This window comes from Pontiella agarivorans, from assembly GCF_034531395.1.
In the GTDB taxonomy this organism is placed as follows: domain Bacteria; phylum Verrucomicrobiota; class Kiritimatiellia; order Kiritimatiellales; family Pontiellaceae; genus Pontiella; species Pontiella agarivorans.
Genome location: NZ_JARVCO010000007.1, coordinates 458664 through 479043 on the forward strand (window position 1 = coordinate 458664; position 20380 = coordinate 479043).

15 protein-coding genes are annotated in these 20380 nt (G+C 54.4%); 6 read left to right on the forward strand and 9 right to left on the reverse strand.

Features of this window, described 5'->3' with window-relative positions; all coding sequences use genetic code 11:
* Positions 1-41: 41 nt before the first annotated feature.
* From P9H32_RS06905 to P9H32_RS06915, 3 genes are all read right to left on the reverse strand, one after another.
* Positions 42-1175 (reverse strand): YibE/F family protein, encoded by a 1134-nt coding sequence (locus tag P9H32_RS06905; protein WP_322608156.1) that lies wholly within the window; start codon positions 1173-1175, stop codon positions 42-44.
* A gap of 82 nt (positions 1176-1257) precedes the next feature.
* On the reverse strand, positions 1258-2817 hold the full coding sequence (locus P9H32_RS06910; protein ID WP_322608157.1) for an alkaline phosphatase: 1560 nt from the start codon (positions 2815-2817) through the stop codon (positions 1258-1260).
* Between the two features lie 48 nt (positions 2818-2865).
* A complete protein-coding gene (locus P9H32_RS06915; protein WP_322608158.1) occupies positions 2866-3555 on the reverse strand; it encodes a PEP-CTERM sorting domain-containing protein in 690 nt (229 codons plus the stop codon).
* Between the two features lie 381 nt (positions 3556-3936).
* Between P9H32_RS06915 and P9H32_RS06920 the strand changes: the two genes are divergently transcribed.
* Positions 3937-5319, forward strand: a complete 1383-nt coding sequence (locus P9H32_RS06920) for an MATE family efflux transporter (protein WP_322608159.1) — start codon at positions 3937-3939, stop codon at positions 5317-5319.
* Between the two features lie 55 nt (positions 5320-5374).
* On the opposite strand, the gene P9H32_RS06925 is transcribed toward P9H32_RS06920, so the two are convergent.
* The gene (locus P9H32_RS06925) at positions 5375-5947 is read right to left on the reverse strand and encodes a hypothetical protein (RefSeq protein WP_322608160.1); all 573 of its coding nucleotides are present in this window, start codon (positions 5945-5947) and stop codon (positions 5375-5377) included.
* A 58-nt stretch (positions 5948-6005) separates the two neighbouring features.
* Positions 6006-7310, reverse strand: a complete 1305-nt coding sequence (locus P9H32_RS06930; protein ID WP_322608161.1) for an MFS transporter — start codon at positions 7308-7310, stop codon at positions 6006-6008.
* A 320-nt stretch (positions 7311-7630) separates the two neighbouring features.
* On the opposite strand from P9H32_RS06930, the gene rpsD reads away from it, so the two are divergent.
* On the forward strand, positions 7631-8233 hold the full coding sequence (rpsD, locus tag P9H32_RS06935; protein ID WP_322608162.1) for a 30S ribosomal protein S4: 603 nt from the start codon (positions 7631-7633) through the stop codon (positions 8231-8233).
* Positions 8234-8442: 209 nt separating this feature from the next.
* Here rpsD and P9H32_RS06940 read toward each other — a convergent pair whose 3' ends face one another.
* Both P9H32_RS06940 and P9H32_RS06945 read right to left on the reverse strand, forming a co-directional pair.
* Positions 8443-9147 (reverse strand): DUF1223 domain-containing protein, encoded by a 705-nt coding sequence (locus tag P9H32_RS06940; protein WP_322608163.1) that lies wholly within the window; start codon positions 9145-9147, stop codon positions 8443-8445.
* 109 nt (positions 9148-9256) lie between these two features.
* Positions 9257-9817 (reverse strand): YceI family protein, encoded by a 561-nt coding sequence (locus P9H32_RS06945; protein ID WP_322608164.1) that lies wholly within the window; start codon positions 9815-9817, stop codon positions 9257-9259.
* A gap of 182 nt (positions 9818-9999) precedes the next feature.
* On the opposite strand from P9H32_RS06945, the gene pheT reads away from it, so the two are divergent.
* From pheT to P9H32_RS06965, 4 genes are all read left to right on the forward strand, one after another.
* The gene (gene pheT, locus P9H32_RS06950; protein WP_322608165.1) at positions 10000-12402 is read left to right on the forward strand and encodes a phenylalanine--tRNA ligase subunit beta; all 2403 of its coding nucleotides are present in this window, start codon (positions 10000-10002) and stop codon (positions 12400-12402) included.
* 57 nt (positions 12403-12459) lie between these two features.
* Complete coding sequence (locus P9H32_RS06955) at positions 12460-14511, forward strand: S8 family serine peptidase (RefSeq protein ID WP_322608166.1); 2052 nt, start codon at positions 12460-12462, stop codon at positions 14509-14511.
* A gap of 61 nt (positions 14512-14572) precedes the next feature.
* Positions 14573-14923, forward strand: a complete 351-nt coding sequence (locus tag P9H32_RS06960; RefSeq protein WP_322608167.1) for a hypothetical protein — start codon at positions 14573-14575, stop codon at positions 14921-14923.
* A gap of 138 nt (positions 14924-15061) precedes the next feature.
* A complete protein-coding gene (locus P9H32_RS06965) occupies positions 15062-17203 on the forward strand; it encodes a S8 family serine peptidase (RefSeq protein ID WP_322608168.1) in 2142 nt (713 codons plus the stop codon).
* Here the strand turns inward: P9H32_RS06965 and P9H32_RS06970 are convergent.
* Positions 17200-19206, reverse strand: coding sequence for an ATP-dependent DNA helicase (locus tag P9H32_RS06970; protein ID WP_322608169.1), 2007 nt, complete (start codon positions 19204-19206; stop codon positions 17200-17202). The two genes, P9H32_RS06965 and P9H32_RS06970, sit on opposite strands and share 4 nt — an antisense overlap.
* 128 nt (positions 19207-19334) lie before the next feature.
* On the reverse strand, positions 19335-20378 hold the full coding sequence (locus tag P9H32_RS06975) for a M28 family metallopeptidase (RefSeq protein ID WP_322608170.1): 1044 nt from the start codon (positions 20376-20378) through the stop codon (positions 19335-19337).
* Positions 20379-20380 lie beyond the last annotated feature (2 nt).

The following is a 20380-nucleotide window of genomic DNA, read 5'->3' on the forward strand; positions in this document are numbered from 1 at the left end:
CAACATTCGAAACCGCATTTTGGAGATCGTTTGTCCGAACGTCAATTTCTGCGCATCACCAATCCGCCGATAAGCGCGGTGAACGGAGCGACAGTGACGAGGCCGAAGCTGCCGACCATGGTATTCAGTACTTCGGCTGCGACATAGTTGAGGTTGAAAATCTGGATGGGCGGGATGTCCTGGCTGATGAAAAGCATGAACATGAATATGTAGGAACTCGAATAGGCCAGCAAAAGTGTGGTGGTCATGGTGCCGATCACGGAGCGGCCGACCCGCAGGCCGGAACGGATGTGTTCGATAACGTGAATTTCGGGATGTTTCCGTTTCACCTCTTCCATCGATGCGGCGATATCCATGGCCAGGTCCATGACGGCTCCGGATGCGGCGAGGAAAATACCGGCGATGAAAATAGGCGTGAGCTGCAGGTGTGCGAATCCGCCGTGCAGCAGGTTTTCCGCATAGGGGCGCACCGCGCCGTGAATGTGAAAAAGACGGCCGAACACCACGGCTAAACCGGCGGTGAGCGCCAGGCCGAGAAAGGCGCCGGCAAAGGTGACAAATCCTTTTCGGGTGAGTCCGCCGACCAGAAAGCTGATGGAGGCGGTCAGCCCGGCGACCACGCCGAGCGCAACCCAGATGGGATCAAAACCTTTAAGAAACATCGGCAGCATGATTTTCCAGATCATGAGTGTGGCGAAAGCAAAAGAGAGAATGGCTTTGAATCCGGTGAGGCCTGCCACGGCAATTAATGCCAGAGCAAAGAGGGAAATCAGGGTAATTTCCAGATGGATGCGATAGTGGCCGCGTGCGGTGCCGAGGCCCGGGGTTTGGTCGGGGTTCAGAAAATACTGCACGAGCAGTTCGTCGCCGTCTGCGTAGACTTCATCCCGTTCCAGCACACCGAAGAGCTGGTTCTGGACTTCGATGATCTGACCATTGTGCGGACCGCCCAGCAGCCGGACTTCCAGGTGCTGGAACCCGGTATGAACCACGCCGAACACTTCGATGTCTGCGTTATCGGTTGCAAGCACGACGCCCCGGTGGCGGTAGATTTCACGTTCTGTTTTTCCATTGTATTCAAACCCGGTTTTAATCTGGGTGAGGATCAGGCACAGGAGGGTGAAAAAAAGGATAATGATCAGGTCTTTCTGCGTGGATGGATTTTTAAATTTCATAATTTTCCAGCGGTTGGAAATGTAAAAAGGGCAGGGTGCCGTCGGCACCCTGCCTGATTGAGACGGAATTACGGACGGCGGTTTAGTAGGCAAGGCCTCCGCCGGTATAATCCGGATCCTGGACCGGGAGGGCCGGTGTGCGCATGGCCTGGCCCAGGAATTTGGCAATGTCGGTGTTGTCGTAGAAGCCGTTGAAGCGGTAGGCATCGAAGCCGACGGCCATCACCGGAACCGGAACCGGAACTGCAGTATGTGAAGTCGAGGCCCAATACAGGCCGGATTCCTGATTCAGGATGTGGGTGCAGGTGACGGCAATGGCTTTATAGCCGCCGTAAATGGTGTAGTCCACATCGGTGTACCCATTGAGGTCATATCCACTGGCGCGGCTGTCCGCTTTCACGCCGCCGAGTTCCCGGTCGTAGGCGGCTTCGAGCTGCTCCTGCTGATATTCCGAGAGATCCGTCCAGACGAGACCGAAACAGTTGGAGATGATGTCCATCATATCGGCGTCGATGTTGCTGGTTTCGGCATCGACCCAGGTGTGGCTGCTTTTGTAGTCGCCCATGATCTGGCGGTTGAACAGATCGTAAGAGATGGTCTGGGCTTCGAGCGTTTCGAACGCCGTTTCGTATTTTGTTCCGGTATACCCGATGCTCATACCCCCGGTTTCATGGTCACCGGTTACGACGATCAGGGTTTCGGCCGGATGCTCATTGTAGAACGCGAGCGCTTCGCCGACGGCATCGTCGAAGGCGATGGTGTCGGTGATGTTTGCTTTGGCATCGTTGGCGTGGCCGGCCCAGTCGATCTTTCCGCCTTCAACCGAAATGAAGAAGCCGTCCGGGTCATTCTGCAGTCGGTTGATCGCCGCCGCGGTAACTTCGGCCAGCGTGAAGTTTTCCGGCGGTGAATCCATGTGGTACGGCATGGCATTGGAATCGTAGGAGGTGGCCACAGAGCAAACCACTTTTCCGGAAACATGTTCCAGATCTTCGATGCTGCTCACAAACGTGTAGTCGTTGTTAGCAAACGCTTCACTTACAGCGATGCCGCCGGCGTTGTCCGTGCTGCTCATGTAACGGAATTGTCCGCCACCGAAGAACTCGAATCCGCTCAGGGCGGCCTGATAACCGATTTCGGTGTAGTTGTTGCGGCTGTTTACTTTGGCATAATACGAGGCCGGGGTGGCATGCGGCAGCGATACGCTGGAAATGATGCCGACGGATTTCCCCTGTTCGTGGGCCAGTTCGGCCACACTTTTGTAGGCGATATTTCTGTCGGTGTTCAGGCCGATGATACCGGCGGCGGTTTTTACACCGCAGGCAAAGGCCGTACCGGCGGCGGAATCCGTAATCAGGCGGGTATCCGAATAGGTTGTGGCCATGCCGGAAATCGGCAACAGGTTCATATTCAGGGTGCCGGCCTTCAGGTTGGTCGGATCATCTTCCCCGCCTTCCATCAAGCTGGCTTTGTAGGCTTCGGCCGCCTGCATCTGAACGCTGGCCATGCCGTCGCCCAGGAAGAAAAAGACATATTTGGCTCCGTTGCTTGCGCGGGAGGGGCGGGCATCGACGGATGCCGCCGTGAAGAGGGTTGCGAGTGCGCAGCCGGCTGCCGCGCCTTTGATGAACATGGATTTCATTTTGATACTCCTTGGTTGTTAATGATTAATGAGCTGATTGGCGCCGGGTTATCTCCGGAGCCTTCTGCGTGTACAGGCCAGGATCACCCCGCCGAAAATCATGGAAATCACGGATGCCGGTTCCGGAACGACGGCATAGGAAACAGCGTCGATGGATACGGAATCGATAAAGGTGTTGTCGTCGGCATAGGCGAAGTCGGCAAAGAACCCGTCGGTACTGCCGCTGACGGTGAAACTCCAGGCTTCCGTAATCAGTTCGCTGTTCAGATCGTGGTATTCATCCGAAGTGACATTGACGATGTGTCCTTCGGAGGTATCGCTGAGCTGCGGCATCAGGTCGAAACCGGCGCGCCAGCTGTCATCCGATTCATCGTCCCAGTAGGACAGCTGAATGACAACTTCGGTGGTTTCGAAACCGCTGAACGTCGGCATCCAGAAAGAGAGTGAATCCGAAGTTCCCCAGAGATCCAGATAATCATGGCCGGAAAGCGGGCCGCCCGCGGCATTGGACAGAATATCCGCTTCTCCGAATGAGCCGACGGTATCGGTCCGGATTCCGGTCTCGTAGTCATATGCGCCGAATTCATCTGCGGCGGAAACTGTTCCCGGATTATAATAATTCCAGTTGCTCCATTCGGCATAAACAGACCCGCTGTCGTCGATCCAGTCCGGGGAGAACGGACCTGCGTGTGCAATGCCGGCCGCAAAAACAGCCATGGTGATGAATTGTTTTTTCATGTCATTTTCCTTTCTTCAGTGAATCGTGAACCGTGTGGTTTTGTTGTGAGGCGCCGAAGATGGAGCGGGTCGATTAAATGCATGTAAGCATTATGTTTTTTGGGCGTAACCGAGCGGTTAGGGTTGTGGAGGGATGGTTACGGTTCGGTTTGCGGGTAAAATGGTATGTTAAACCGCATTTATAAATCCTCCGGTTTTCGGAGGCGGCGCTAACATTTCCGCCTGCAATCAGGGCTGTTTAGATGAAATATAAAATTGAGGGTGCCGTCGCCGGGTTTTTCGTAATAAAGGATTTAATTCATGGATGGGGCGGCGTAGATTCCGCGCTCTATGAATTCCTCCGGAACAGATGCGCGGCCCTTCGGGGGTTGGCGGGAGCTGATGAATATCGCCTGGCCGATGATTGTAAACTCGGCATCGTTTGCGGTGCTCAATTTCAGTGATCGGCTGTTTCTTTCCAATTATGGCGACGCCGAATTCCGGGCCTCGCTGCCGGCGGGAATTCTGTTTTTCACGCTGGTTTGCGGATTTATGGCGCTATCCGGTTATGTCAGTACGTTTGTGGCACAGATGTACGGGGCCGGGGATCATGCGGGGTGTTCGAGAGCGACGGCGCAGGGCATTATTTTTTCCGTGCTGTCGGTCCCGCTGATTATGCTGCTGGTTCCGTTCGGGCTTTTCTGTCTGCGTATCAGCGGGCATGGGCCGGCCATTCTGGCCATGGAGGAGGACTATTTCAGGATCCTCATGTGGTGCGGCGGCGGTATGACCATGAGTTCGGCGCTGAGCGGTTTTTTCTCCGGCCGGGGGAAAACGTTTGTGGTGATGAGTACCAATATCGTGGCCAACGGGGTGAATGTGGTTCTGAACTATGTTCTGATATTCGGTGCCGGCCCTTTTCCTGAGCTTGGAATTGCCGGTGCGGGCTGGGCGACGGTGATCGGTTCCTGGCTGTGTCCGCTGATTTTTTCGGTGATCTATTTCAGCGGCCGGGTAAACCGCGAATTCCAGACCTGGAAAAATCTGCGATTTGACGGCTGGCTGTTTAAGCGGATGCTGCGCTTCGGGTTTCCGTCGGGCGTGCACTGGTTTCTGGATGTGGCGGCATTCACCGTGTTTGTGTTGCTGGTCGGCCGTCTGGGTGCTATTGCCCATATTGCCAGCAATATTGCACTGAGCATCAATCTGGTGGCATTTATGCCGATGATCGGTATGGGCATTGCGGCTTCGATTCTGGTGGGGCAGTATCTCGGACGAAACGAGCCGGAAAATGCGGAAAAAGTCGGCTGGCTGGCCATGAAGATCGGCATGGGTTATGTGGCTGTGACGGGACTTACGTTTGTTCTGTTTCCTGAATTTTACATCAATATTTTCAATGGGCAGTCCGCCGCGACGGTCTCCTATGAAGAGCTGCTTTACACCGTACGGATTTTAATGGTTATGCTGGCGGTCTGGGGGATGTCCGATGCGATTGCTTTGATTCTTTCGGGGGCCCTGAAGGGAGCGGGCGATACCCATTTTGTGATGTATTTCCAATCTGCCGTCGCCTGGGGCGTTCTGGTGCCGGGCCAGCTGATTATTGTCGTCTGGCTGAGGCTGAGTATCTACACCAGCTGGGCGTGTACCTTGCTTTATGTCTTTATTCTCGGCGTCGGCTTTTTCCTGCGTTTTCACTCCGGACGGTGGAAAAGCATCGATCTGCTCGACCGCAGAAAACCTTTGGACGAACCGGAAAATACCGAAGATCTCGTCACACGCATGTGATACAAAAAAAGGCGTTCCAATCTCTGGAACGCCTGTCTGCCGTTTCGGTTTTAATTTATAAACCGTAGGCGGATAGATCGATGCCCAGCGCAGCCGGATCGAGTCCGTAACCTTTCAGTTTTTCGAGGTAGACGCCGGCTTGTTCTTTCAGGCCGTTAAACTGCGTGGTGTACTGTTCCAGCTGCGTCTTGAGCTCTTTGCCTTTTGTGGTGAATTTCTGGATCCAGTTAAGATCTTTCACCTGCTGGGTGTATTCGGTGACGTTGGTCTGGGCATCGGCGAAAACCGAAGCGTACTGCCCGAGATAAGCCGTGAGTTTTGCGGGATCCATGGCCGCGACTTTGGTTTTGATTTCTTCAAGTGGCTTCTGCAGGTCGGCCAGCACTTCTTCTTTAGAAACGCCCAGTTTTGCAGCCTGTTCCTTGATTTTTTCAATGGCTTTAGCCGAAAGGTTTTCAGCCTGTCCGGTCATTTCTTCGGCCTTCGCCGAGGCTGCTGCCGCAACTTCATCAGCCTTTTTTTCGATGCCGGAAGTATCCACCGCATAACTACCGTCTTCACTCTTTTTCAGAAAGCCGCTGCTGCAGACAAATGCGGCGGCCATTAAAGCGAGTCCAAATGTTTTCATGATTCACCTTTCATAATTTTGGTTTCAGAAAAAAAGGATAGCGGGTTTGCGGGATACGTCACCCTTTCTTTTGCGGATTTTTTGTGTGTGCAGCGATGGCGAGAATGCCCAGCGTTACCGCGAGACAGGCCCAATTGGCGGGGGCATAACTGAGGGTGAATTTAAGAACGCCGCTATAGATCGCAGGGCCGAGCGCGCTGAAGATGACCATAAACGTCATGCAGAGTCCGCTGATGGCGCCGAGGTGTTCGCGGCCGAAATAGCGCGGCCACGTGACACTCATCAGGATGCCGAACAGGCCGTTGGCGACCCCGCCGCCGAGAACAAGGCAGGCGACCGGCCAGCCGGGGGCGAGGAGGGAAAATCCGAGCAGATTAACGGCCATGGCGGTGAGCATGGTCAACAGCAGCCAGCGCAGTTCAATGCGGTCGCTCAGCCAGCCGCCGAGCAGGGTGATGACGATGGAGATATAGGCGATTGGCGGAAAAATGGCGAAGCCTTTTGAACCGTCCATGCCGGCATGGGAAAAAATGGATTCCACATGGAAGGTGTTGGCTGTGATGATAAGCGCCTGGAGTGACATGGTCAGCGTGAAGGCCCAGAAAGGCAGCGTGCGGCGGGCTTCGGGGAGGGTGAACTGACGCCGCAGTGTTTCTCTGCGGGTCTTGGCATTTCTAATCCGTCCATCCGGACTGAGGCCGAACGGCTCGGGGGCATCGCGGAAAAAGATGAGCAGCAGCGGCGAAAAGAGCAGAATCAGCAGCATCCCCAGCAGAAACCAGGTGCCGGACCAGCCGCGTTCGTTAATTATGCTGCTGAAAATGGTGGGGGAATAAGAGAAGCCGAAGGCGACTGCTGCACCACTGATGCCGCTGGCGAGTCCGCGGTGATGATCGAACCATTTCATGATCATATTACGCGATGACATCGTCAGTATGCCCTGGCCACTGAGTCGGAGCGCAAAGAACAGCAGAGAGAGCAGGGCCATCAGTCCGCCTCGCCCGGGCAGGACCGGCTCGATCAGCCGGGCCATCCGACCGGTCTGGCTGAGGGCAAGCAGGACCAGACCCAGGATAAGACAGGAGCCGAAGCCCATCCAGCGTGCGCCGATGCGGTCGAACAGTTTGCCGGCCGGGGTAATGAGGAATGAACTGGAAAAGGTTCCGATGCCATAGGCAATGGTGAGTTCCAGGCGGCCGATATTCAGGTCGTGAATCAGCGGCTCAATGAATGCGGATACCCCGGTAGTCTGGCCGGGAACACTGAGGATTACGCCGATAATGCCCCAGAAGAGAATCGCCCAGCCATAGAAAAACGGCCAGTGAGCGGGATTGAACGGGATTTGGGCAAACGATTTTTTCATGGGCCCGGGAGCATAGGCCCGGACTTGAGGAAAGCAAATCTTCCAATAGTGGAAAAACGGTGCACTGCAGTCGTTTGAGTTTGATGGACGGTTGCTGAAACAGGTCTGAAACTTTGCAGTAAACGGGGTTGACCGGAAAGTGCGATCCTGTATAAATGCCCGCCTGTTTTCCCGTAAAACGGAATCCTGACCGAAGGATCTTCGCCAAAGGAACAAATACCGCGCGGTGCGGGGCGAGCGCCCAGACTCGAAAACTCCGAAGGGCGGCCGGAAAACCGGCTTAATTTGCAGGGATGCATCGGGAAGAGAAAGGAATAAGCATGAAATACAATGGACCGAAAATCAAGAAAGCGCGCCGCCTCGGCATCGCGTTGTCCCCGAAATCTGAAAAATATCTGGAGCGTCGCCCGAATGTGCCGGGTCAGCACGGTCCGAACCGCCGTCGCGGAAAACAGTCCGACTACGGTCGCCAGCTGACGGAAAAACAGCGTCTGCGTTACCAGTACAACCTGAGCGAAAAACAGCTTCGCGGAGTGTACGATAAAGCAACCCGTAAACCGGGCAATGCCGGTGAAGTAATGATGCAGATGCTGGAAAGCCGTCTGGATGTTGTTGTTCTGCGAGCCGGTATGGCCCGTTCCATCTATCAGGCCCGTCAGATGGTTTCCCACGCTCACTTCTGTGTGAACGGAAAGAAAGTAAACATTCCTTCCTTCAGCCTTCGTATCGGCGACAAGATCACGGTCCGCGAAAAATCCAAAGATTTGGATGCTTTCGTTCTGGCACAGCAGGTTGCCAAGACGCCGGAATACATTACGGCCAATGACAAAGAGCTTACGGCTGAACTGAACCGACTGCCTTCTATGGAAGAAATTCCGGTGACCTGCGAAATCTCGCTTGTCGTCGAATTCTATGCCCGATAGTCCGACTCTTCCAGAGTTTGGAAAACCGCTCCTACACCGGGGGCGGTTTTTTTGTGTCCGGATAATGGGGCCTTATATTTCAAAAATTCGCTGCGGATATCTGCTCCGGTCAAGGGCCAGGGCACTCTCCAGACTGGTTCCGGCAATAGCTACGGAGCAGTGTATCGGGTTCGGAGTGTCGGAAGTGAACGGAGTGAATGGCCCTGATTTTATGGTTCCAACCATCCGCCGGTGGCCTGTATGGGTTCGAGGGAGCGGTCGCTGGAAACCCAGACGGCGAGGGCGGAGGCGGCGTTGTTGAGTCGCAGTTCGGCCGTCCAGATATCATTGGTCCGGGTCATGGCGGTTTCGTTGAGATCGAGAGCCACGAAGCAGTGTTCGAGGGTACGCCCCCGGTTTTCACCGGATTGTACCGCCGTGGTCTGTCTATCGCTGAGCGGTGCCGCCCAGGCTTTGAGGCCGCTGTGTTTTTTTGTGGGTTTAAATGTAATGGACAGCATTCTTCCGCTTAATTCGGCTTTAAGTATTCCGGGGTTTGTTTTTCCGGCTTTCGGAATCGGATGACGTGTCGCGTTGCCGTTAGTCACAAAGCAGGGGGTATAGACGGTGCGGGCTTTCCACTGTTTGGAATAGGTGCGCTGGCGGGTGGAGAAATCGGGATTGGAAAACCGGTCCTCCCAGCCGAGATAATTCCAGTAGTCGACGTGAAAGGCCACGGGAACAAAATCGTTCCACAGCCCCTGGTGTCCGGCAAAACTGTTCATTTTTTGCTCGGCCGGCGGGCAGCTGCAGCAGCCTTCCGAGGTGTACAGTTCGATCAGGCTTACCCGGTACGCCGGACTTTGGAAAACGAGGCTGCCGGCCAAGGCGCTTGCTGTACTGAGTGCGAGAGGAATCAAAAACAACGATTTCATCGGTTCTCCGGGGTTTCCAATGGTTGGAACTTTTCGAGGGGAAAATGTTCAAAATGAAAAAGCCGCCCTCGAATGAAGGCGGCCCTTTGAACGCATCGGGAAATGGGTTTTACATGGTGGCTTCCATGGAAATACTGATTTTAACCTCGTCACCGATAACCGCTGCCGGAGAGCTGGTCAGGCCCAGTTCGCGGCGATTGAGGACGGTTTCGGATTCGATGCCCATGCGCTTCTTTCCGCGCGGATCATCCAATGGCCCGTTAACGGTCACGGGCAGCACAACGGTTTGGTATTTGCCGAGCATGTTGAGGATGCCGGTTACTTCATAGGTTGAGGCGTCCTGCTTTTTCACCGTGGTACTTTTAAAGGTAATGGTCGGATATTTTTCCACGTTGAAAAAATCTTCCGCCCGCAGATGTTCGTCGCGTTTTTCGTTGTTGGTATCAATGCTGGCCGCCTGAATCGTTCCTTCAATCGCTTTGAGCGTATTGGATTCCAGATCAAAATCCACGGTGCCTTCGAAGGTGTTGAAAGAGCCCTTGGTATTGCTCACCATCATATGTTTAACAGAAAAACCGATTTCGGCGTGGCCGGTATCCAGAGTGAATATTTCGGCGGGTGTGCTCAGTGCAAGTGCCGCTGCGGCAGCAAGTATCATACAGGTTTTCATTGCTCTCTCCTTTATGTCGTGGGTTTTGTCTGTGAACCGGGGTTTGGTTAGTACGGACCCCCTTTCCTCTGGTTTGTTAGATATTTGTGTCTGCAGATTTCCAGACGGGTGCACGAATGACTTGAGCCGGTAGGGCGCAAAGGCTATAAATTCCGCTCATTTTTCCCAATCGGAGCAGTTTTATGAAAGTACCGGTCAGCTGGCTGAAAGAATATGTAGATTTTGAAGATTCCATTGAAGGTTTGTCGGACAAGCTCACCTTTGCAGGGCTGGAAGTGGAAGCCATTGAAACCATCGGATCCGATTTCGAGGGCGTGGTGGTCGGCGAAATTCTGAATATCGAACCGCACCCGAATGCCGACAAGCTGCGGCTCTGTACGGTGGACTATGGCTCCGATGAACATATGCAGGTGGTCTGCGGTGCGCCGAATGTGGAAGTCGGCGGAAAATATCCTTTTGCACCGGTCGGTACCACACTGCCCGGCGGGTTCACGCTGAAAAAGGCGAAAATCCGCGGCGTCGTTTCCATGGGAATGCTCTGTGCGAAAGATGAGCTCGATCTGGGCGAGGACCATTCCGGTCTGCTGGTTCTGGATTCCGGCCTCAAACCGGGGACTCCGTTTGTGGACGTCTGGGGTGAACCCGAAACCGTGATTGAACTTGAAGTGACCCCGAACCGGCCGGACTGGCTTTCGATGATCGGTGTGGCGCGCGAAATGGCTACGCTCTACGGTACCGAGCTGAAACTGCCGGACTTTGGAATTTCCGAAACCGGAAATGATGTGAACGAGGAAATTTCTGTCCGGGTTGATGACGATAAAAAATGCCCGCGCTACACGGCACGGGTGCTGAAGGACGCAAAAATCGGACCGTCGCCCGCCTGGATGCAGGAGCGTCTCGAGGCGGCCGGCATCCGCCCGATCAGCAATGTCGTCGATATTACCAATTATGTGATGCTCGAAACCGGCCATCCGCTGCATGCCTTTGATGCGGCTACGGTGGCCGGAAAGCAGATTCTGGTCCGCACAGCCGACGCCGGCGAAAAAATGCAGACGCTGGACGGTCAGGAACGGGAACTGACCGAAGAGATGCTGGTGATTGCCGATGCCGAAAAAGCGTCGGCCGTCGCCGGGGTGATGGGCGGTGCTGATTCCGAGATTACCGATTCAACCACAACGATTCTGCTCGAAGCCGCAGCATTTGAGACCTCAACGGTCCGTCACACGGCCAAACAGCTGGGGCTGAGCACCGATTCTTCCTACCGTTTTCAGCGGGGCGTAAATACCGAATCCGTTGAATATGCATCGCAGCGTGCCGCGGCGCTGATGTGCGAGCTGGCCGGCGCAAAATGCTGTTCCGGCGTGGTGGACCTTTATCCGCAACCCAAGGACACCATCCGAATCCCGTTCAGTTTCAAGCGGATCGAAAATATGATCGGGGCCGAAATTCCGGCCGAAAAAATGCGGGGTATTTTCCAGACTCTGGAAATCGGACTGGAAGAGGATAACGGGGAAACAGCGGTGGCTGTCGTGCCGAGCTTCCGCCTCGATCTGGAACGGGAAGTGGATCTGGTGGAAGAAATTGCCCGGATTCACGGTGTGGACAATATTCCGGCCAAAACTCCGCTGGCTAAAGTGGTTCCGGAAGCCGATGATTCGCGTGTCCGCGCGGTTTCCAGACTGCGGAACCGCCTGCAGGGGCTGGGCGTCAGCGAAATTATGAACTACACGCTGGTGAGTACGCCGCTGCTGGATCTTTTCGATCCGGATAATAAAGGCGAGCGTGAAGAGCTGCCGCATCCGATCTCGATGGATCAGTCGGTGATGCGCACCTCGCTGATTCCTCAGCTGGTTGAAAGTCTGGGACGCAATCTTTCACGCCAGGTGAACGAAGCCTGTTTCTATGAGCTGGGCCGCACGTTCAAACGCGTTAATGAAGCTCCGGTTCAGACCGAAATGGTTTCGCTGGGCATGATGGGCCCCGTCGGCCGCAGTCTGCTGAACAAGCAGGCGTCCGTTAAGGACGAAGAGATGTATGTCTGGATGAAAGGGCTTATTGAGCAGCTTTCAGCCGCTCAGAATCTGACGGTTTCGTTCAGCGTTCAGGATTTCCCCGAGTTCGAAGCCGGAAAGTCGGTCACTGTGCTGATCAACGGCGAAGCCGCCGGCAAAATGGGACTGGTGAATAAAAAGGTGCGCGATGAATGGCGTTTAACCGGTCCGGTGGCAGCGGCTGAAATTGAACTGGAAGCCCTGCTTAAAAATGCATTTAAAATCCGCAAAACCGAGGAGCTTGCGCAGTTCCCGTCGATGAGTCGCGATATTGCGCTGGTGCTCGATGAAGCCGTCACACATGAAGAAGTTGTCAAACTGATCGGCAAGGCGAATCCGAAGGATCTGGAATCATTTGCATTGTTCGATGTCTATCAGGGCAAAGGGATCGAAAAAGGCAAAAAGAGCCTAGCCTATAACTTTGTCTACCGTTCTGCCAAACAGACGCTGACCGATAAAAAGGTTAATAAAGTGCACCAGAAGCTGACCGATTTCCTCTGTAAACAGCTCGGGGCGAGTCTCCGGGACAGTTAGAAAAGTCTTATTCTTTTGTAATGGTGTTCCTGTTGCGACGAAGGTAGTAATAGGAACATGCGAGTTTATAAGGTCAGTTTAATCCTGCTAATTGCTTTTCCGGTACTCAATACCGGGGCCCAGCTTGTTTCCACTTATGAAGTAAAGCCGGAGTTAAGAAAGGCTGATTCTGATTGGATGTGGCTGGAATCCACGGTCGACAAAATAAAGGCTGAAGAGTGGGCAGCAGTCAACCATATGCCTGTTCGGATTGATGATGGGCGTACACTTGCCGAGCTGGTGGCTGTTAGGGACGGAAAACCCGTTTATATTAAAACGCATAATGCTAATGCCGCAATTTCTACGGGAGCGAACCTCATCCGGGATGTCAGCCCTTATAATCTGGATGGAGATGGTGTTATCGTCGGAGTATGGGACGGCGGTGAAGTTTTGACAACCCATCGTGAGTTCGGGACCCGGGTCACGGATAAAGATGCGGTTGCATCGCATTGGCATGCAACGCACGTCGGCGGAACAATTGCAGCCTCAGGAGTGACATCCTCAGCCAAGGGCATGGCTCCGGCTGCCATGATTTATTCTCATGACTGGACGAGCGACATCTCTGAAATGACCACCGAGGCGGCATCCGCACCGGGGCAGCAGTCAGCAAAGATCTATCTCTCTAATCATTCCTATGGTTATTTTACCGGCTGGGAGGATGGTACGTTTTATGGGTTTGAAGATTTCGGGAAGTATAATTCCAATGCTCGTTCAACAGATATCATGGTTTACAATGCACAATATTTTCTCCCTTTCTGGTCGGCGGGAAATGACCGGAACGACGCTGGCGATGGATCGCATGAGGGGGATGGCAAATACAAAGATGGCTACGATACGATTTCGGATAATGCCATCGGAAAGAATGTGATGACGGTTGGAGCGGTTAGTGATGCTGTTTCGGGGGGAGGCCGGAATGTGTCAAGGGCTGGCATGTCGGCCTTTTCAAGCTGGGGGCCTGCTGATGATGGGCGTATTAAGCCGGATATTGTTGCGAATGGCGTAAATCTTTACTCCTGCGATGACGACAATAATTCAGACTATACTCACTCCAGTGGAACAAGCATGTCATCTCCGAATGCCTGTGGATCTGCAGCACTGCTGGTGGAATATTATAAGGAATTGTTTCCCCCTGACGGTGCGATGCGTGCCAGTACGCTAAAAGGATTAATCATTCACACAGCGGATGATCTCGGGAATGCCGGGCCTGACTATTCCTATGGCTGGGGGCTGATGAATACCAAAGCAGCGGCTGACTTATTGAAAGATTATGCCGGAGGCAGTGTGCAAAGGCTCAAGGAGGGGCTTCTTCACGAAACGACCAATACGGTTGATACCTTCACAGTTGCTGCATCAGGAAATGAGCCCTTACGCATTACCATTTGTTGGACGGATCCTGCAGGGCCAACACAGAGTACATCCGACAGCAGAACGAAGGTGCTGGTGAATGATCTGGATCTCCGTGTTACGGGACCGGGCGGGACCTATTACCCGTTTGTTCTCAGTTATTCGGTTCCCGAAGCTGCCGCAACCACCGGAGACAACGATATCGATAATGTGGAACAGGTGCTGATTGATAGTTCAATACCGGGGAATTACACCGTTGAAGTTTCGTTTAAAGGTTCTGAGCTTGCAGGTGACAGCCAGCGTTATTCGATGCTTGTGTCGGGGATTTCCTCCGATTCCGACACCGACAGTATTCCGGATTTCTGGGAAATGCAGTATTTCGGCAGTACGACCGGTGCACTGGCTTCGCTGGATAGCGACGGTGACGGGGCGGATAATCTGACGGAATATATTTCGGGTTTTGATCCGACGGATCCGGCATCGGTTTTTGCGATTACGACGCAGGAGGCGGGGCCTGACGGAGGTGCACCGTTTGTGATTACCTGGAATGCCGTCGAGGGGCGGGTCTACAACGTAAAACTGTCCAATAATCTGCTGTATGACCCGTTTGCGGGAAATGAATCGCTTTCCGGGGATCTGCCGTATCCTGCCGACAGCTTTACCGATTTGGTGGAGCGCGTGACTTCGCCGGTGTTTTATCAGGTGGATGTTCGTCTGGCGGATTAACGCTTTTCTTTACTTTCGGCATAAAAAACGCTATTTCTCCGGGTGCTTTCCAAGGATTGGAATGCGTATTACAGCCATGAAACGCGTTTATACTATTTTACTAGTTGCTGCAGCGGTTACATCCACCGGTTTCCGGGGGTTGAAGCCCTTATCCGATAGGGTATTTCCGCCGCTGGATCTCCTCATCTGCGAGAAGCCGATGGCCGGTTTTCAATCATTGAAAACACCGATCATTGAAAAGAAGCGGATCAGTGCTCCGGCAACGGTTCATTTTGCAAGTGAACCGGAGTCCGTGAAACAGCCGGTCCGTCCTGTACAGCCGCTGGAGGAGCGAACGGATGATATGCTGTTCGAGGCGGATGCGCTCAGTTTCCTGCCGTTCGATGATGCGGTGGTGAGACCCTTCGAATAAAACCCGCAATTTATTTGCGTCTTTACGGGGTGAATATTCTTCTTCATCCCATTGTCTATCAATCTGTAACCCGGAAAAGGTATGCAGGCGGATGGTAAAACACGGTGGCGCAGTTTTCTGATGCTGGCAAGAGCGGTGATGATCAGCTTTTTTTGGTCGGTAGTTGCGACGGCACAGCCGCACCGCACCTTTGCGGAGCGGCCGGCCCGCCGGACGGAGCGGGCCGATGAAATGAGGCGACAGGCGGCACAGAGCCGGGCGGTTGCCAAAGTCTGGGCGGAGCGTCGGGGGCTTGAACTGCGGCATGATGACGGGACGCGGATTTCTGAAATCATGGCAGTGCGGAACGGGCGGCCCTTGATTTTTACCACGCAGAATGAAAATGCGGCGGTTTCCACCACTGCCGATCGGGTGCGTAACGAACTGGGGGTGAATGGTTCCGGCGTTCGGGTGGGCATTTGGGACGGCGGACTCGTGCTGACCAATCATCAGGAACTGGCCGGCCGGGTGGTGGTCGGCGATGCGGTGGCGGCGCATTATCATGCCTCGCATGTCGGCGGAACCATTGCGGCGGCGGGGGTGAATCTGCGGGCGGAAGGCATGGCTCCGGCTGCGGAGCTTTTTTCCTGTGACTGGAATTCAAATACCGCGGAAATGATTTTAAATGCGGCAGCGGAACCGGGCGAAACGAATCGATTGTATATCTCCAATCATTCCTACGGTATTTCGTCGGGCTGGTTGCAGTATTACTGGACGAATCCCTACACGCATGAATCGGGCTGGCACTGGTGGGGCGATATTGAGGGCATAGAGGGCGATCCCTATTTCGGGCAGTACAGCTATTGGGTCCGCTATTGGGATGAAATCGTTTACGATGCGCCGTATCACCTCATTTTCAAAGCGGCCGGAAATGAGCGGAATGATAACCCGCAGGACGGGGACCGGGTCTATTATACGCTTGATGACGGCGAAACCTGGACCAATGTGATTTATGATTCCGCTGTGCACGTGCCGGGCGATGGAGATGCCAAGGGCGGCTACGACACCATTCCATACTATGGAAATGCCAAGAATATTATGACGGTCGGTGCGGTGACGGATGCGGTGACGGATGCGGTGGTGGATGGATCGCGAAGTCTGTCAAAGGCCGCTCTTACAGAATTTTCCAGCTGGGGGCCGGCGGACGACGGGCGCATTAAACCGGATATTGTGGCAAACGGGATGGAGCTGTTTTCGTGCAATTCAACTTCAACAAATGCGTATGCCGTCCGAAGCGGAACCAGTATGGCCTGCCCGAATGCATCCGGGTCGGCGGCGCTGCTGGTTGATTATTACGACCATCTTTTTCCGGAGCAGGCGATGCGGGCGAGCACACTCAAGGCATTGATTATTCACACGGCCGATGATTTGGGCCGCCCGGGGCCGGACTATCAGTTCGGGTGGGGGCTTATGAATACCCGCCGAACGGCGCAGCAGATGGACGATCTGTTTGCCGGAAACCGGATTGCCATTAAGGAGGAGCGGCTCCGTTCCGGCGAAACGGATATTTTTCGTATTTTTGCTGACGGCTCTGCACCGCTCAAAGTGACGCTCTGCTGGACGGATCCGCCGGGCGGTTATTCCGATGCACTGGATGACCGGACGTCGATGCTGGTGAATGATCTGGACCTGAAAATCATTGCGCCGGACGGAACCGTTCATTATCCGTTCCGCCTCAGTTATGCGGATCCCGAAGCGTTGCCGGAAACCGACGGGAAAAATCACGTGGATAATGTGGAGCAGGTCGTTATCGAATTTCCAGAGTCCGGAACGTATAGCATCGAAGTGACGCATGCCGACGAACTGCAGGACGGGGAACAGCACTATTCGCTCATCACGAGCGGGGCGGTTTCGGATGCGGATCAGGACGGGCTGCCCGATGTCTGGGAAAATCGTTTTTTCCAGACCTTTACCGGCAGTGAAATATCAGATGATTCCGACGGTGACGGATTGAATAATCTGGAGGAATATATCGCGGGATCGGATCCGACCGATCCGGCGTCGACGTTTTCAATTGCTTCGGTTTATCCGCTGCCGGTTACGAATGAGAATCCGGTGGTGATTAAATGGGATGGTTTACCGGGGCGGATCTATCGGGTGTACTGGACCTATCACCTGCAGTATGTTCCGTTTGAGCTGATCTCCGGGGAAATCCGCTGGCCGGTCAACAGCTATACCGATACCGTTGAGCGGATCGGCAATGCGGCACTCTACCGGATTGATGTCCGTTTGGATGACTAACTTCCGCTGTCTGGAATTTCCACCTGTTCCACGGGACATTCTTCGACCGATTCCAGGAAAAGGCGACCGTACCACTGTTTCCAGACTCTGGAATCGAGAATGGTGACGGTACCGAAGTCGTTTCCGCTGCGGATCAGGCGGCCGACGCCCTGGCGGAATTTCAGGACGGCTTCGGGCAGGGAATATTCTTTAAACGGATTTCCGCCGCGCGATTCAATCGCTTCAAACCGGGCCTCGATCAGCGGGTGATCCGGAACGGCGAAGGGCAGGCGGGTGATGATGACGTTGCTGAGCGCTTCGCCCTGTACATCGACCCCCATCCAGAAGCGGTCGAGGCCGAAAAGCACAGCGGCTTCATGATTTCTGAACTTTTCAAGCATGCGTTTCGGCGGCATGCCGGTGCCCTGAACGAGGAATTCATAGCCGTCCTCTTCAAAACAGAAGCGGAGTTCGTCAGCGATTTTCCGCATGAAACGGGCATTGGTGAAGAGGACGAAAGCGCGGCCGCGGCTTTCATCCACAAAGTGTTTGATGGCCCCGGCTGCTTTATCTTCAAAATCGGGGGCGGCCGGCGGCGGCATATTGACAGGAATCTGGATCTGCATCTGCCGGGAATAGTCGAATGGTGATCCCACCCGGAGTTCTTCGCACTCTTCGGCCCCGATGCGGTGCCGGAAATATTCGAGGCTGTTGCCAACGGCCAGTGTGGCGCTGGTCATGATAACGCACGGGATTTTCTCAAACAGCGTTTCGCGAAGGATGGGGCCGACATCGACCGGAGCGGAATGGAGTACCGGCAGACGGCGGCGCCCCTGAATTTCGGTCCAGTAGACGTGGCCCTGAAGCGATTGCTTTAAAAAGGATTCAATGGTGTCGCGGAGTTCGAGACCCCGATTGCGGAGCGATTTTATTTCGGACTGCAGATCCTCGTTGTCGGTGGTTTGTGTGGCCACTTTGAGGTGGATACAGAGATTGGAGATTTTCAGCGGCAGGTCGGTTTCAATCGGCGGCGGTTCAAATACGCGCTGCTGGTTTTTTTTCGGGCCGAGCTTGAAATGGGTTTTTACGGCTTCAAAAAACTGCTCGGCGGATGTGCGCACCTGATCGGCCATGAAGGTGCCTTTGCCATCTTTGAGCACCGATAAAATACCGCGCCGTTTTTCGCTGTGGATGCGGTTGAGCCAGTATTCGATCTGATAGAGCGAGAGCCGGATGCCGAGATGCGATGAGGCCACCTGTTCCATCTGGTGGGCTTCATCGAAAACCACATATCCGTAAGGCGGAAGCATGGCGGCGCCTTCGGCCCGCAGGGCGAGTTCGGAAAAAAAGAGGGAGTGGTTTACGATCAGTACCTGAGCATCGATCATCTGCTGGCGCGCATTGATGTAGTAGCAGTCTTTATAGAAGGGACAGCGTTTTCCGGTGCAGTTTCCGGTTTCGGCACAGATGGTTCCCCAGACTTCGTGGTCGGGTTGATCGTCGAGCTCCTGATAGGAGCCGTCGCCGAGTTTGCGGGCCTGAGCGAGGGCATAGATGTTGTCGAGCTGGGATTCGCGGGTGGCGTCAAACAGATCGCCGCTGGTCCGGCGGGCGCGTTGAAGCCGCAGCAGACAGAGATAGTTGGAGCGTCCTTTCACCATGACGGCCTTGAAGTCGCGCCCGAGTGCCTGTTTCACGAAGGGGATGTCTTTGTGCATCAGCTGTTCCTGCAGCGTGATGGTGTAGGTGGCGATCACACAGCGGGTTTCATGTTCGAGCGCGGTAAGAATTTGCGGTACCAGATAGGCGAAACTTTTACCGACGCCCGTGCCGGCTTCGACGGCCAGATGGTGCCCGAATCCGCCGGCGTCGGCGATGGCCCGGGCCATTTTCTGCTGCTGAGGGCGGAGTTCAAAATGAATGCCGTCTTCAGCGCAGTGCTGTTCCAGAACGCCGCCGGGCTCAAAAAAGCGGTCGGTCAGCTTGGCGGCCTGCGGCGTCGGGACTGGATCGAGCGAAATCATTGGCGCATCGTATAGGAAGAGGCGTGTGGAACAAATGCCGTTTAGCAGGAATTTATCCGGATCGTTTTTTGTATTTGCAGGAAGCGGAACATCACAGCGGTCCTGTATTCGGGACTCCCGGGGCGCTGTTATGGAATCAGCACGGCTTGTTCACAGAGATAAGCGGTGAGGGCTTTGGTGATTTCCGCAATGTAGGGATAGGCGATGTAGTCCGGAGAGTCGATGGAATCGGCGTCGGTATGGTAATACGGGTTTTCAATGAAGGTTCCTTCATCTCCGGGCCAGTATTGCCGGAAATCGTATTCAACCAGATGAACGGCATCGATTCCGGCATGGTGAAACGGCATATGATCACTCTGGTTATATCCAAAAGCCTGGCGGGGAATCAGACCGGTGCTGGTTTCGATGGCGTTTTCGAGGTGTTTTCCGGTGGACGAACGCCGGAAGTTTTTACGGCCGATAACCACATAGGGCGGTGTTTCGGCATTATCGTAGCCGATCATATCGACACTGATCATACCGGCGATAGCTGAACGCAGGAAGCTGTTGTCGGCTGCAGTGGACGGATCATCTGCAGTGTATGTTTTCAGGAAGTGCTGTGCGCCGGGGGATCCCTTTTGTCCGGGGCCGTATGCGCCTTTTTCCTCGGCATCGAATGCGACAAAAATAATGGTGTCGCGGAATTGAGCGTGCTGAATCACGCGGGCGGTTTCAAGCAGGGCGGCGACTCCGCTTCCGTTATCATCAGCTCCGGGGCAGCGGGTTACCGGTTCATGCGCTGCATCCACTGTATCGTAGTGGGCGCCGATAATGTGAATGCGGGAGCCCGGGCTTCCGGTTTTTATGGCCACGACGTTGGCGCAGTTGGTGTAGACGGCGTTGAAGCGGGTGAAGTGGAACGGGTCGAGTGAGGCGCTATATCCCATTTCACGGAAGGTTGAAAGCAGGTAGTCGCGGGCGGAGTCATGCTGGTAGGCGGGTTCGCGAACGGAGCCTTTGTGTGTGAATCCGCGGCTGTTTCCGTTAGCGGTATAGAGCGCCTGATGAAAGCGGGTGATATGCTCGACGGAAACCGCATCCGGCAGTGTTGCGATCTGTTCGGGCGGACTGGTACAGGCAGACAGCAGCAATGGCAGAAGCAGCAGGGCGGTTTTGAACAGGTGTTTTCTCAATG